Annotated in this window: 10 protein-coding genes; 7 read left to right on the top strand and 3 right to left on the bottom strand. The window is 52.4% G+C overall.

Going from position 1 to position 14,086, the window contains the following annotated elements:
- The first annotated feature begins 2 nt into the window (after nucleotides 1-2).
- The 5 genes from C2M36_RS07880 (at nucleotide 3) to glsB (ending at nucleotide 6,207) form a co-directional block, all read left to right on the top strand.
- The gene (locus tag C2M36_RS07880) at nucleotides 3-1,370 is read left to right on the top strand and encodes a PelD GGDEF domain-containing protein (RefSeq protein ID WP_158678881.1); all 1,368 of its coding nucleotides are present in this window, start codon (nucleotides 3-5) and stop codon (nucleotides 1,368-1,370) included.
- Nucleotides 1,333-2,310: a hypothetical protein gene (locus tag C2M36_RS07875; RefSeq protein WP_105254433.1), complete on the top strand. Its 978-nt coding sequence runs from the start codon at nucleotides 1,333-1,335 to the stop codon at nucleotides 2,308-2,310. The genes C2M36_RS07880 and C2M36_RS07875 overlap by 38 nt, the downstream gene beginning before the upstream one ends.
- Complete coding sequence (pelF, locus tag C2M36_RS07870) at nucleotides 2,297-3,802, top strand: GT4 family glycosyltransferase PelF (protein ID WP_105254432.1); 1,506 nt, start codon at nucleotides 2,297-2,299, stop codon at nucleotides 3,800-3,802. The genes C2M36_RS07875 and pelF overlap by 14 nt, the downstream gene beginning before the upstream one ends.
- Nucleotides 3,790-5,157, top strand: a complete 1,368-nt coding sequence (gene pelG / locus C2M36_RS07865) for an exopolysaccharide Pel transporter PelG (RefSeq protein WP_105254431.1) — start codon at nucleotides 3,790-3,792, stop codon at nucleotides 5,155-5,157. The genes pelF and pelG overlap by 13 nt, the downstream gene beginning before the upstream one ends.
- Before the next feature lie 129 nt (nucleotides 5,158-5,286).
- Nucleotides 5,287-6,207 carry a glutaminase B gene (glsB, locus tag C2M36_RS07860; protein ID WP_105254430.1) on the top strand — a complete coding sequence of 307 codons (921 nt, stop codon included), beginning with the start codon at nucleotides 5,287-5,289 and terminating at the stop codon, nucleotides 6,205-6,207.
- On the opposite strand, the gene C2M36_RS07855 is transcribed toward glsB, so the two are convergent.
- Both C2M36_RS07855 and C2M36_RS07850 read right to left on the bottom strand, forming a co-directional pair.
- Nucleotides 6,193-7,173, bottom strand: a complete 981-nt coding sequence (locus C2M36_RS07855; protein ID WP_105254429.1) for an ATP-grasp domain-containing protein — start codon at nucleotides 7,171-7,173, stop codon at nucleotides 6,193-6,195. The two genes, glsB and C2M36_RS07855, sit on opposite strands and share 15 nt — an antisense overlap.
- A 145-nt stretch (nucleotides 7,174-7,318) precedes the next feature.
- Nucleotides 7,319-9,502 (bottom strand): bifunctional diguanylate cyclase/phosphodiesterase, encoded by a 2,184-nt coding sequence (locus tag C2M36_RS07850; RefSeq protein WP_105254428.1) that lies wholly within the window; start codon nucleotides 9,500-9,502, stop codon nucleotides 7,319-7,321.
- 185 nt (nucleotides 9,503-9,687) lie between these two features.
- Here C2M36_RS07850 and C2M36_RS07845 point away from each other — a divergent pair, with 185 nt between their 5' ends.
- Nucleotides 9,688-9,885 carry a hypothetical protein gene (locus tag C2M36_RS07845; protein ID WP_105254427.1) on the top strand — a complete coding sequence of 66 codons (198 nt, stop codon included), beginning with the start codon at nucleotides 9,688-9,690 and terminating at the stop codon, nucleotides 9,883-9,885.
- On the opposite strand, the gene C2M36_RS07840 is transcribed toward C2M36_RS07845, so the two are convergent.
- Nucleotides 9,882-11,444, bottom strand: a complete 1,563-nt coding sequence (locus tag C2M36_RS07840) for a sensor domain-containing diguanylate cyclase (protein ID WP_105254426.1) — start codon at nucleotides 11,442-11,444, stop codon at nucleotides 9,882-9,884. The two genes, C2M36_RS07845 and C2M36_RS07840, sit on opposite strands and share 4 nt — an antisense overlap.
- Before the next feature lie 246 nt (nucleotides 11,445-11,690).
- Between C2M36_RS07840 and C2M36_RS07835 the strand changes: the two genes are divergently transcribed.
- Nucleotides 11,691-14,057 carry a nuclease-related domain-containing protein gene (locus C2M36_RS07835; protein ID WP_158678880.1) on the top strand — a complete coding sequence of 789 codons (2,367 nt, stop codon included), beginning with the start codon at nucleotides 11,691-11,693 and terminating at the stop codon, nucleotides 14,055-14,057.
- Nucleotides 14,058-14,086: the final 29 nt, after the last annotated feature.

Here is a 14,086-nt window from a genome sequence, read left to right as displayed (position 1 = left end):
CCATGCCACATAGCAAACGCCGGGGTATCAATGCCCTTATCAATCGCCTCTTGCTCGGCAGCGATAACCAGCCAATAGCCTGGTTTGAGTTGGTGTTCATCACCTTCTTAGCGCTGAGTATATGGGGTTATCAATCGACCCTGAGTCATGACAGGGCCACCGACTATTTCTACTGGCCCATGTTTGGACCTGTATTGATAGCGCTGCGCTATGGCTTTGGCCGCGGCATGATGAGCTTTGTATTATTGCTGCTTGGCGCGGGCCTATTTGATCGTCTGCTTGGCACCCAAATTCAGCTTAGTTTCTCGGTGTCGGTGGGCACCGCCGTCGTCACCATGCTGGTTGGTGAGTTTCGCGATCACTGGCACGAGATCAACCAAAGATTCGATCTCAACCACAGATATATGGAACAAAAGCTGAAAAGCTTTACCCAAAACTACCACCTGTTAAAGATCTCTCACGATCAGCTCGAACAACGCGCCGCGGGCAAGCAGATGAGTTTGCGCACCGGCATTCAATTGTTGCAACAGGCGGCTTCCGGTCATACCGAAAATCGCCTGGCCAATTTGGCGCAAAAGAGTTTGCAGGTGTTCGCCGATGTGATCACCATGTATCAGGCCGGACTGTACGAGGTACGGGACGGCAAGCTCGTTCCCGGTGCCCTGGCCACGGTGGGCAGCGACCATCAGTTACACCCGGGCGATCCCATGTTGGCCGATGTACTGGTCTCCAAGGCGGTGCTTTCTCCTGCAGACTTTATCGAGTCCGACGAGCATCAGTTGCACTATCAACTGGTGGTGCCCATGGTTGATGTCAGCGGCGAAATTCAAGGCGTGCTCTTGGCCGAAAAGGTGAAGTTTGTGTCCCTGACCGAGGGCAATATCGCCTTAATGGCGCTGCTTGCGGGCTATATAGCTAACTTTATGTCGCACCAGTTATTTGCACCCATCTTGCAACCAGAGCAACGCCAGTTATTTAGCCAGTATCTCGACAATCAATTGTGGTACAAACGCCATTACGGAGTCGACAGTGCCCTGGTGGTGTTTACCGACATCAGTGCGAAGCAGTACCTGGATCTGTATCGGGTGACCGACTACCGCCGTGGTGCCGATGTCTATTGGGCCTGTGAAAATAGCGAAGGGAAACAAGTACTTTGCGTACTGCTGCCGATGACTACGGCGATAGAAGCGCAGCAATTTATCGAGCGCATAGAAACGATCCTCAGCGATAAACATAATTATGCCGCCGGTGAACTGGACGTGGTGGGACCCTTGCTGGTCTTTGAACAGCATCAGCAAGTCAATCTGCTGTTGGACGATTTAGGAGCCTTTGATGAAGATTTGGTTGATTCTTCAAACGATACTCTTTGAGTCCGCCAGCCTCTATCTGCTCGGTGACAGCCAGCTCGGGTGGCTGGGTTGGCTGGGCTATGCCAGCAGCCACGGTGCCGCAGCGGGTACCTTCACCCTGTTATGCTGGTTGGCACTGCCGATGCGTTATAAAAAGCCGGTGCTGGCATCCATGGCCTTTATTTTTGTTATCGCCTTTAGCATGCCCATCATCGGCATGCTAGGCCTGGCAACCGTGTTTATTCTCGCTCTGTATCTGCCCAAAGAGCAGTCTCAGTCGCTGTGGAAGCGCTCCGAAGTGCTCGAATTGCCACAGCACCCAGAGCAACTGGAGCAAGGTCAATACGGCGCCGCTGCGCTTAAAGATATTTTGCTGTTTAACCCTTCGGACGAGCGCCGCCAAATCGCCGTCAATGCCTGTCGTTTCTTACCGGAGCGAGTGGCAATTCCACTGCTTAAACTGGCCCTCACCGATAAGGCCGATGACGTACGCCTGCTGGCCTACGCCGCCATCGAAAAGATTGAGTTTGCCATCAACCAAAAAATCGATGCCTTAAAGCAACAACAATCAACACAACGGGCCTCGCAACATTTTCAAATTGCCGAGCTCTATTGGGAGCTGTGCTACCTGGGCCTCGCCGATGGCCCACTGCGCACCCATTATCTGGAGCAGGCCAAAAAATACCTGTTGCAGGCGCAGCAAATCGCGCCGGCGGCGCGCAGCGAGCTACAACTTGGCAAGGTCCTGCTAGAGCTGCAAGACTATCAGGGCGCCTATCAATACCTGGAGCAAGCCAGACGCAGTGGTCTGTTGATGAAGCAGGTGGCTCCCTATTTAGCCGAAGCCGCCTTTGCCCAAGGGGACTACCGTCATGCCGCCCTGCTGGTGAGTCACTTACCCACGGAGCGAGGCGAAGCGCTCAACGAATTAAGGGAGTATTGGCGCCGTGAAGCCTATTGATATTTGCCTGCTACTCGAAGGAACCTACCCCTATGTGCGCGGTGGCGTATCCAGTTGGGTGCATCAGCTGATCACCGGCTTGCCCCAGTATAACTTTTACCTGGTCTTTATCGGTGGCTGTAAGTCGGCCTACGGCGAGCAATATTACCAACTACCGGATAACGTGGTGGGCATGGAAAAGCATTTCCTGATGGATCATCACGGCCTCTTTACGCCGCGCCCTCGTCGCGGTAAAAAAACCGCCTTTACCATGTGGCAATCGGTGATCGAGCGCTTTAAACGCCCCGAGGAATCGCTTTCTCCCGAGCACTTGCAAGGCCTGCTCGATAACCTGGGTAAACAACAAGGGCTGAGTTTTAGCGATTTTCTCTACAGCGAGCGCTCCTGGGAAGTGATCGTCGATTTATATTATCAGCACGCTCAGCAGCAATCCTTCGTCGATTACTTCTGGACCTTCAGGCATGTTTACAGCCCGCTTTTCACCCTGGTAAAAATCGCCGAGAACCTGCCTAAGGCACGCATGTTCCATAGTATTTCTACCGGTTATGCCGGGTTTTTAGGCGCCTTGGCAAAACAACAACAGAGCGCGCCCTTTTTGCTGACCGAGCATGGTATTTATACCAAGGAACGTAAAATCGACCTCACCCAGGCGAGCTGGATTAAAGACCGCCATAGCGCGTTGGACACCAGCATCCATAAGAAGATGGAGCAAACGCGGCAAACCTGGATCGACTTCTTTGAGCAGCTTGGTCGCACCGCCTATGACCGCGCCGACGAAATCGTGGCCCTGTATGAGGGTAACCGACAGCGGCAAATTCACGATGGTGCGCCTGCCGAGAAAACCCAAATCATAGTCAACGGCATCAATATGGCCCGCTTTTCAGAGGCCTACGACGCCCGATTGGTGGCACCGCCAAAGGTCGCCGGACTAATTGGCCGCGTGGTGCCCATTAAAGACATTAAAACCTTTATCCGGGCCATTCGGGTGGCAGTTAATTCCGAGCCCGAGCTGCAAGGCTGGATAGTCGGCCCCACCGAGGAAGATCCAAGCTACTACCACGAGTGTAAATTGCTGGTTAGCAGTCTGGGGCTGGAAGACAATATCCGCTTTTTAGGCATGCAGGATGTGGCCGAGATCATGCCGCATATTGGCGTCTGCGTGCTGACCTCGATCAGCGAAGCGCAACCCTTGGTATTGCTTGAAGCCATGGCCGCCGGCGTACCCTGCGTTGCCTCCGAAGTGGGCTCCTGCCGGGAAATACTCGAAGGCATGAATGATGAAGATAAAGCCCTGGGCCGCTGCGGTTACGTTACCAATATTGCCGACCCGAACCAAACCAGTGCGGCACTGTTAAGCTTGCTCAATGATGCGCGCAACTGGCGTCGCCTCGGTGACAACGGCTATCGACGGGTGCAGAGGTTTTATCAAGAACACACCATGTATAACCATTACCAAGGTCTGTATGAGGAGCTATTAGCATGGCAGGAATAGGTTTTGAGCTGCGTCGTATTCTGCGCAAAAACACCCTGCTTTCCTATGTGGAGGCCTATGGCCTGGCCGCCGTAGTCGGATCCGGCCCCTGGGTGCTGTCGATTCTGGCGCTGATGGTCATCGGCCTGCTGAGCATAGGACGCATTTTCCCCAGCAGCCTGATCGTGCAGTTTTTGGTGCTGGTCACCTATATGATGGCGGGCTCGCTGCTCTTGAGCGGGGCATTCCAGGTGCTGCTCACCCGCTTTATTTCCGACCGCTTATTTGAGCGTAATGATCATAAGGTGACCCCGAATCTGCTCGGCTGCATGCTGGTCGTTTCCATGTTGGCCAGCGTCCTTGGCATTGCCATACTCGGTCTGACCGAGCTCGATTCGGCGGTTAAAATGAGCCTGCTCTGTGGCTTTGTGGTGCTCTGTAACCTGTGGCTGATCATCGGCTTTTTAAGCGGCATGAAACAGTATTACCGTATTGTTCTTACCCTCTGTGGCGGCTATACCCTGATGGTACTGGGCGCCTGGTTATTGCCTCCTTTCGGTGTCCTTGGGCTGCTGATTATTTTTGCCGCCTGTCAGGGTCTGATAGCCTTCGTCCTGCTGTTCTTTATTTTGCGCACCTTTAGTGCCAACAAACTGATAGCGTTCGACTTTTTAGACCCAAAACAAGCGTTTTTCTCCCTCGCCCTGGTTGGCCTGCTGTATAACCTTGGGGTCTGGGTGGATAAGTTTGTGTTTTGGTCGCACCCCGAGGTGTCCTTCGAGGTCATCGGCGGTTTTCGCGCCTCCTATATTTACGATCTGCCCATTTTTGTCGCCTACCTGGCGATTATTCCCGGCATGGCGGTGTTTATGCTGCATATGGAGACGGATTTCGCCAAGTCCAACGAGAAATTTTATAATTCCGTGCGCGACGGTGGCACCCTGGAGTCCGTGTACCTGCTTAAAGACCAAATGGTCCTGGATTGTAAAAACAGTCTCTATCAGATCTTTAAGGTGCAAGGACTCACCTTGGCACTCTTGCTACTGTGGAGTGAAGAAATTCTCACCCTGCTCAAGATCGACTTGGCCTATTTGCATCTGCTCTATGTGGATTTGGTGGGCGTGTCCTTGCAGGTAATAGTTATGGCGATTCTCAACGTCATGTTCTATCTCGACAGGCGCTATGAGGCCCTGTCTTTGGTGGCGGTCATGGCCTTGACCAACTTTGTGCTGACCGAGATTTCAATTATGCTCGGGCCGCAAATGTATGGCTACGGCTTCGCTTTATCCATGCTGCTCACCACCATGCTCGGGCTGGTCTGGCTTAACCGCCAGTTTGATCGCCTCGAATACGAAACCTTTATGCTGCAACGCTAAGCTTGTTTGCTACCCACCGCAAAGCGCCCAGGGTTGAACACCTCGGGCGCGTAAATTTCGTCTTGGCTCTTTTTAGCGTGCGCCCTATTCCGTATGATTGCGCTTTAGCCAAGCAGTGAGTGGGGTGCTATGAATATTCAGCAGGTGATTGACGAAATTAATGCCGACATACGGGCACGTTTGCCTGACATGCCCGGTCAGGTAGCCAGTTATATTCCGGCGCTGGCCCAGGTCAAGGGTGAGCAGTTTGCCATGGCGGTGCACACAGTTGATGGCCAGAGCTATTACAGCGGCGACAGCGAGCAGCGCTTTACCATACAGTCGGTCTCTAAGGTACTGACCCTCACCCTGGCGCTACAGCGCTATGGCGATACCCTGTGGCAACGCGTCGGCAAAGAGCCCTCGGGCACGGCCTTTAACTCCCTGACACAGCTCGAATTTGAGCAGGGAATACCGCGCAATCCCTTTATCAATGCCGGTGCCATCGTCACCTGCGATGCCCTGTACTCGCGCCTCAGTGCGCCAACCCACCATATGCTGGCAACGGTGCGTCAGCTTAGCGGCAACCCGCGCATCAATATCAATCAGCAGGTATCACGCTCGGAGTTTCAACACCGTCACCGCAATGCCGCCATGGCCTATTTAATGGCGTCGTTTAATAACTTTGAAAACGAGGTGGAGGAAGTGTTAAAGGTGTATTTTGGCTTTTGTGCCATAGAGATGAATTGTGCCGAATTGGCGCGCACCTTTTCCTATTTGGCGAATAAGGGCGTGGATGTGGCCTCAAAGCGACGCATTCTTGCCGCCAAGCAAAACTCCCAGCTCAATTCCCTGCTCTTTACCAGTGGCCTCTATGATGCCGCCGGAGACTTTGCCTACCGCGTCGGAATGCCGGGTAAGTCGGGCGTCGGTGGTGCGATTATCGCCGTAGTGCCGGGACAGTTTACGGTGGCGGTGTGGTCGCCCAAACTCAATGAATACGGCAACTCCAGCGCCGGTATTTATGCACTGGAGCAATTTGCCGACAGGCTGTCGTTACAGCTCTTCTAAGGCTTCCTCAGCGGTTTCCATGGCCGCTTTTTTAGCTGCCTTCGGTGCCGACTGCGGCTTATCGAAAATGCCCAGACGAATACGAATAAAGTGGAAGATCTCCCGCGCCACATCAATGGCGGTGGCCTGCTCTAGCCCCTCAAAACCCGGGCTGGAGTTGGCTTCACAAATCTTAAAGTGCTGCTCATCGAACAATAAATCGATACCGGCCACGTCGAGATCCAGAGCATTGGCGGTTTGCGTTGCCAACCATTCAATTTCCGGGGTGATGGCATAAAGCGAGCCCGTGCCACCGGCGCTGACATTGGCCTTAAAGTTATCGCCGCCGCTGTTACGCTCCATACAGGCCACGGCTCTGCCGCCTATGGTTAGTACTCGTAAGTCGCGGCCATGACTGCTTTTAACAAACTGCTGCAGGATAATATTGGCCTGAGGACTAGTCGCCTCAATAAGTTGCATCAAGTCGTCGAACTCGTTGCGGGTCTTACTCAAAAATACGCCGCTGCCTTGAGAGCCCGACAAGGTTTTTACCACCACGGGGAAGCCAATTTGCTGCTCAACCAGGGCGATGTTGACCGGGAACTTCACCAACATGGTGGTTGGCGTGGGCAGGTTTTGCTTAGCCAGGATTTGCTGCGCATAAAGCTTGTCTTTGACCGTTTCTATGGCGTGAGCCCCATTGACACAGTACACCCCAAGACGCTCTAAGTGACGGATAATGGCGAGGGCGAAATAGGTGGTACCCGCTCCCATACGCGGCATAACAAAGTCCGGCAGAGGCACCGGTTTGCCATCGATCAAGATACTTTTTTCATCTTCACGAGTGACCAGTAGATCGAATTGATCCGGGGCATAGACCTCCAGCTCGATATTCTCTTCTTTGGCAACCGCCAGCAGTCGTTCGATTTCATATCGCTCTGGTTTTAATAGATTGGCGCCATCAGTGTAGATTATCCAGCCGCGCATAGTGCCCTCTCAATAAGCAAAAGGCGGCATTATGCTTTGCCGCTTAACGCCGGTAAAACAAGATTATTTTATCGTGGCGATAAAAATTCACACTATTGAGTAGGGACACCAAGGCTGTCTGCCAAGGAGCAACGAAGGAGCCCAGTTAGTGGCTCACCTCAAGCGGGCTGGTCAAAGAGTCGGCCTGCTCCAGCAGGATCAGCGCCTGAGCCAGACTAACCGGCTCAGAGTAATAAAAACCCTGACTAAAGTGACAACCGTAATCACGCAATTGCTGATGCTGCTCTTCGCACTCGACGCCTTCGGCGATCACTTCCATATCCAGCTCGGAGGCAATTTTGATCAGGCTGGCGATCACCACCTGATGCTTATGCTCACCGAGCAGTTGCTGGGTAAAGGATTTATCAATTTTGAGGTAATCGGCGCGCAGGTCGATAAGGTGGCTGAGCGAGGAATAGCCGGTACAGAAGTCGTCCAGGGCCACCTTGACGCCCTTGTCACGGAGCTCATTAAGCTGATCCTGCACCTGCTTTTGTGCGCCAATGGCCACCGACTCGGTGACCTCTATGGTAAGCTGATGGGTGGCGATTTGATGTTCGTGCAACGCCGCCAAAATCGCCTCAACCGGCTGCAACAAATGGTTAAACTCGGATGCCGAACGATTGACCGACACGCCGATATGACGGTAGCCCCGCTTGTGCAGGGTGGCCAAGTCATTCAAGGCCCGTTTGAGCACGAATTGCCCGAGCACGGAGATCAAACCGAACTCCTCGGCAATGGCAATAAACTCATCGGGGTAGATGGTGCCCAGCTCCTCATCATGCCAACGGGCAAGCGCTTCAAACTTGGTGATTTTGCCGCTGCGCAAGCTGATAATGGGTTGATAAGCCACGCTCAATTCATTGGCCTTAAGCGCCTTGGCCAGCTTGTCGCGCAGCTGAATTTTACGTAAGTACTGGCCCTCAATCTCGTCGCTGTAGATAACAATGCTTTGAGACTGGGCCCGTTTAGCGCTGAGCATGGCATGGTTGGCGTTGCGTACGAACACGGTCGCGCTTTTGGTATTGTTATCGATATGGGCGATGCCCAGGCTACAGGTCAGCTCGATATTAAGCTCGCCAAGACGGATTGGCTGGCAGATGTGGGTTAAAATACGCTGGGCACAGGCGTAGGCCTGCTGTGGTGAGCTGTTGGCCAGCAACAAGGTAAACTCATCACCGCCATAACGGCTAAGCACGTCCGAGCTTAATACACAGTGTTGCAAGCGTAAGGCCACCGCCACCAGCACTCTGTCTCCCACTTCCGGGCCATAGAGATCGTTGATGTCTTTGAAGCGGTCGAGGTTCAAAAACAATAAAGAGCTGAGTGTGCGCTGCTCATTAAACAGGTCAATATGCTGCTCTACTCGCTCTAAAAAGCTGCGACGATTGTGCAGTCCGGTAAGCGGCTCTTGGTTGGCAAAAAAGCGCAGTTGTCGCTCGCTTTCTTTCCAATCGCTGATATCGCGAAAAAGACCGATGTAATGGGAGATTTCACCCTTATCATCGCGATTAACCGTGATCGATAATTCTTCCGGGTACACCTCGCCATTTTTGCGGCGGTTATAGACCTCACCACGCCAATGACCATGGTTGTGCAACTGCTGCCACATGTTGGCATAAAAAGGCTGGTCGTGACGGCCCGACGCCAACACCCCGGGGGAGCGCCCCAATAATTCGCTTTCACGATACCCGGTGTAAAGTTCAAATGCCGGATTCACACGCAGGATTTTGTTCTCACTGTCGGTGATCATAATGGCTTCTTTGCTTTGCTCGAACACAATATTGCGCAGCGACAGCTCCGCCAGCATGGTATTTTTTCGTTCAATATCAATATCATGGCGCGCCTGTGCGGCAACGATAAAGGCCAGGTCTTGAAACCATTGCAGGCTTTGTTCGCTAAAATCCTGTGGCTGCTCAAACATGGCCACCAAAATGCCGATGGGATTTCGGGCCACATCGCGCAGCGTCACGCCTAAATAGGCATGGATACCCAGCTCCCTCAACATGGTGTCTTGAGGAAACAAGTCCGCAACCTGCTCGTTGTAAATACAGACATCAACGCTTTGCAGAGCGTCGGCACAGGGGGTCTCTTCAAGCCCATACTCGATGTTGGCCAATACATTCCCTTGGCCATGAAAAGCCGCGGTGCGTACCCGCGCGCCATCGTCACTCAGGCGACCGACAAAACAGTATTTGGCAGCAAATACCTCATCGATCATCGATAAGGCCAGCTCATAGGCTTGCTCACTGCTGCTTGTTTGGTACAGGGCGTTGAAGGACTGGGTCATGAAGTGATGTTATTCTTTGTCTTATTTTCTTGTAGCTTAGCACAATATCGTCTGTGCACCTGAGCGTATTGTTATATATCAAGACAATATAAAACAATGACTTTAGAGTGACAGTTTTTTTACCATGGCAAAAAATCGGAGTTTTCTTTGCTACACTAGGGCAAGCAACCTAGGTGACCTAAACTATGCAAAAACGTGTTCAAAAACAAAATAATACCTTATTACGAATTTGCCTGTTTTCGTGCTTCACGCTGAGCCTGAGTTGGCTGTTTATTAGCGACCAAACCTTGTTGCTGATCATCACCCTATTGGTGATCTTGCTGTTGGTCTGGGGCTTATCGCAACGCTTACTCACTCTGCTGGAGCGACAGAAACAGCGTTAAAGCCACTGCACCTCGGTGCGATTGCGGCCATTGTGTTTCGCCTTATAAAGAGCGTTATCGGCGGCCTTAAGTGCGGCACCTATCTCGTTGCCCGGCTGCCATAAGCTTACCCCCACCGATACGGTCACCTGGGCCACGGGCGCAAACTCATGGCTGGCTATCTGCTGACGCAAGCGCTCGGCAAGTTCCTGTGCCTTTTCCACATGAAGCCCGGGTAATAGCAGCATAAACTCTTCGCCGCCGCTGCGGCACACACTGTCATATTCACGACAGCCCAGCTTTAGTAACTGCGCCAGGGTTTTGATCACTTCATCGCCAATATCATGACCAAAGTGATCATTGATTTTCTTAAAATGATCAATATCCAGAGCCAGCACAGCGAACGCCTGCCCCTGCTCTTTCATTGAGTCTAAGCAAGCTTGCATATAGCGGCGGTTACCGATGCCGGTTAATGGATCCGTATTACTCGCCAGGTTAAGTGCACTAATGCGCTGCAGCTGCTCATTGCTGTAAGTTTCAATGGCCCGCTTCAGGGTTTTGGCCTCGTTATACCAGGCGGGGATATCGCTAAAGGTTTTATCGTTGTCGCGCACTCTTCGTGCCAGTAGCTGTAATGGCGCACTGATGGTACCGGCAAGCAGCCAAATGGCTAACAGCGTAATTAGAGTGACCGGCGCCGCCTTTTTCATCAGGTTGCCTATGGTGTTACCCACACTGGTGACCACCTGCTGCTGCGCACTCACCACCAGGACAACCCAACGCATGTCCTTGACCGGCGCATAGCCAATTAGCTGAGCCTCTTCTTTTGTGCTGATCATGGCGCCACTTTCACCCGCTTGCGCTTGCATAAACGCAGGCCATAAGGGGTGCACGTCGCCTATGGTCATCCCGATATGCTGACGCTGGTTATCATAGACCACGGCGCCATTCTCGCTGAGCACCAAAATACGCGACTCTGCACCGTGAAAATGGGTCCCCAATAGACGGGATAAGATGTTGTTGCCATTTAAATAAATGGTGCCCGCGATATAACCCAGATAACGTTTGGGTTCACCCTCAGCAAAAATAGGGTGTGAAGGACTTACCACCAGGTTGCCCAAGGGCGATACAAAGGGCTGTGGCATCAAGGGCTGCTGGGCCCTTAACGACTGTTTAGCCTCACTCGATTGTAGGGTTAAACCCACGGCCCCCAGTTGCTCCGGGGCGGCGCTGATCACCTCGCCGCGATGATCGATAAGCACCACAGAATTAAAGGATTCAGTCTGTGCCAGCAAACGCTGCACCTCTTGTTTGCGATGGGCTGGGTTATCCAGATCGCGGCTCAGAGACTGGGCGCTATAGGCCAGTTGCATTTGCAAGGATTGAATAAACTGGCTGGTGATATCGGCCATTTTACCGGCGTAGGCGCGGTTTGCCTCCAGGCTTTGGGTCATGGCCTGCTGGGTGTAAACCCGGTAACTAATAACAAACTGGTTAGCCAGGGTAATAAGCACCAAGAGCAGGGTAAAGCCCAGGATCACTTGGCGTAGATCGAGTAAAAACAACCGCGTAAGACGCATTAACTACCCACCACTAATACTTAATTACCAAATCAGGGTAACACAAATTCATGCTAATAATTTGTTATTAGTCAATAAAATCGCACAAGAAAAACGCTATTTTCTCACTGCATCAAGTGCCATTATCGCACAAAGGCTGGGTTTAACCTATTGAATTTTAAAATGACTATATAAGGCTATAGCGTAATTAATAGAATAACTGTTAGACTAGGTGAAGATAACACAATGTTTACTTATGTTTCGGAAATGAGATTAGCTTTTCTACTACTTTTTACCCTAGTTCTGTTGCCAGCTAGCGAAGCCGAGGCGCGAGAATATAACCGCGCCATGTGTATTCTATTAAAACAACAAATGGCTCAATTCGACCATTCGCGCACGCATCCCACTTACCGTAGCGCGCGGCGCGACTATGACAGAAACTGTCAGCAATTTAAAAACGCCCAGGCACAGCAACAAACAAGACCTCAGGCAAGCGCTAACGAGCCAGAGCGCGCGACCCTGGTTAAGCCCGAACCTTTTACAGAGCAAGTTAAAACCGAAACCAGTGCCGCAGAAGAGCTGGCCTCCACGCAGGCGCAAAGCACCCCGAGCAACACCACCAAGCCAGAAGTAGTGGCTACCTTAGCAAGTGCGCCTCAACAAGCCTCCGCTGAGGAGCAGGCTAATACCGAAACGGCAGCAGCAGGCAGCGCCACAGAAACCCAGACTGCACAGCTAAACTCAACACAGCCTAAGGCCGAACCAAAAGCCCAAACAAAACCAACCAAGGTGGCACCTAAACCTCAGCCCATTGCACAAACTGCAACGTCAGGCCTGATGGACATGATGGTCCCTGCACTTCTCGGTTTACTCGTGCTCATAGTTGGCATTGCCGCACTGGTGGTGGTGCGTAAAAAACGCCAAGAATCAATTGCTATCGCTAAGCCGAAATTGTCGCCAGAAGGCAAACCGCAAGCCATGAGTAAGCCCTCGGAGTTTATAAAGGCTCTGAAAAAATTGATCGGCAATAAAAAAGCCACCTTAGACCCGCAGCTTTACAGCAAGTTTACCAACGTGCCCATCGCCACCGGTGAGGAAGGCAAAAGCACAAACATAGAACACCTCTTGCTGAGCCCCTTTGGTGTATTTATGGTCGCCCACATCGATGCTGTCGGTGATATTTACGGCGGCGAAAAGGCCCAGGAATGGACCACCCGACACCACGGCGAAGACGAAAAGTTTGCAAACCCTCTTACCGCCTTGCGTGAACAAGCGCAGAGTTTGGCCGAGATGCTTTCACTGCCGATGCAAGAGATCAACTGTCTTATCGTGTTTAACAACGAGGCGGTATTTAAGTCGCCCATGCCAAGTTTCGTGCTACATGAGAAAGAGTTTGTTGAGCATGTGCTCAGCATCAGCACCCATGACTACGGCGAAGAACTAAACTCGGCTCATAAAGACCAAATTAAGCAATTACTGACCTATGGGGCTCATGCAGCGCTTAGCCCAGAACTAACCAGAACACTGTTGAAAGAAAAAGCGGATGCCCTATTGGGAACCCCCTCAGCCGATGCTTCTGCCGAGCCCTCAGCCGAGCCTTCAGCCGAACCCTCAACTGAGCAAACACCGCAAGCCGATGGCAACGACGAGCCACAGCCGCAGAATGTTGCACCTTTACACCGTAAGGCCGCTGCAAGCAAAGCCGCCAGCCATAGCGAGCCCCAGCATTGCGCCGAAATCCACCCCTTTGTGCGTAAAAAAGCGCAAGCTGATACTGAGGAGCCGAGCCCGACTCCTGTAACAGAGCCTACGGCTACCCCTGAAGCCGAGACAAACGCGCAGCCGCAAGAAGAGACGCCTGCAGCAGAACCGCAACCGACCAGTAAGGATTGGTCGAGCATGTCAGATGAAGAATTTCAGGCCTATTTAAACCAGGCAAGCGGCTCGAACACCACGCAAACGACTGAGAGCACGCCTGCTGAGCAAGAGCCGCAAAGTCACCAAGGTGGCCACCAAGGTAGCCACCAAGGTGAACCGAGCAGTGACGCGTCACAACTGCCCGTTGAGGACGAGCCCAGCATGGAAAATCCAACTCATGCTGAGGAGTTCGAACAAACGCCGGAGCCACAGCAAGATAACGAAGAAGCCGTTAATGAGCAGGTTATAGAGCAGCCTATTGCGGCCCAACCGAGTGCGGCCCAACCGAATGCGGCCCAACCTGTTGAGGCCCAACCTACTGAAGCTCTGACCGAGATAGTTGAGCCTCTTGCCACGCCAACGCTTGAAGACGAGCAAGGCGAAGTGGAACAAGTCGGAACGCAACCTCTCAACACCCAGGCCATTACTGACGAGCCGAGCGAAATGGAGCCTGAGCCAGAAGTAAATCTGGAACTCAACGACGCCGAAGCGCAGTCACTGGATGATGCCCTGCTGGAATTAGAGTCGGCCCTGGCACAACAAGCGCCTGTTCAAGAGCAAGAACTGGTTCCAGAAACCGAGGTTGAAGAAGACAAAGAGCAGAACAAAAAAGCCAAGGCCAACCCCTTCGCCAACCTGTCGCTCGACCCCGACTTCACCCCGCAGGAAGAAAAGATAGACATAGGCGCCGGCCCGTTGGAAAACGAAAAATCTTAATGCGAAATGGCGCCCGATGGGCGCCATTT

Source organism: Pseudoalteromonas sp. T1lg75 (assembly GCF_002964705.1).
In the GTDB taxonomy this organism is placed as follows: domain Bacteria; phylum Pseudomonadota; class Gammaproteobacteria; order Enterobacterales; family Alteromonadaceae; genus Pseudoalteromonas.
This window is presented reverse-complemented; position numbering and strand designations above follow the sequence as displayed.

What these genes read in the sequence shown, in the direction of transcription:
- C2M36_RS07875 (WP_105254433.1), top strand. Translation starts at nt 1,333, where the DNA reads ATGAAGATTTGGTTGATTCTTCAAACGATACTCTTTGAGTCCGCCAGC.
- C2M36_RS07855 (WP_105254429.1), bottom strand. Translation starts at nt 7,173, where the DNA reads ATGCGCGGCTGGATAATCTACACTGATGGCGCCAATCTATTAAAACCA.
- C2M36_RS07850 (WP_105254428.1), bottom strand. Translation starts at nt 9,502, where the DNA reads ATGACCCAGTCCTTCAACGCCCTGTACCAAACAAGCAGCAGTGAGCAA.
- C2M36_RS07880 (WP_158678881.1), top strand. Translation starts at nt 3, where the DNA reads ATGCCACATAGCAAACGCCGGGGTATCAATGCCCTTATCAATCGCCTC.
- C2M36_RS07835 (WP_158678880.1), top strand. Translation starts at nt 11,691, where the DNA reads ATGAGATTAGCTTTTCTACTACTTTTTACCCTAGTTCTGTTGCCAGCT.
- pelG (WP_105254431.1), top strand. Translation starts at nt 3,790, where the DNA reads ATGGCAGGAATAGGTTTTGAGCTGCGTCGTATTCTGCGCAAAAACACC.
- glsB (WP_105254430.1), top strand. Translation starts at nt 5,287, where the DNA reads ATGAATATTCAGCAGGTGATTGACGAAATTAATGCCGACATACGGGCA.
- C2M36_RS07845 (WP_105254427.1), top strand. Translation starts at nt 9,688, where the DNA reads ATGCAAAAACGTGTTCAAAAACAAAATAATACCTTATTACGAATTTGC.
- C2M36_RS07840 (WP_105254426.1), bottom strand. Translation starts at nt 11,444, where the DNA reads ATGCGTCTTACGCGGTTGTTTTTACTCGATCTACGCCAAGTGATCCTG.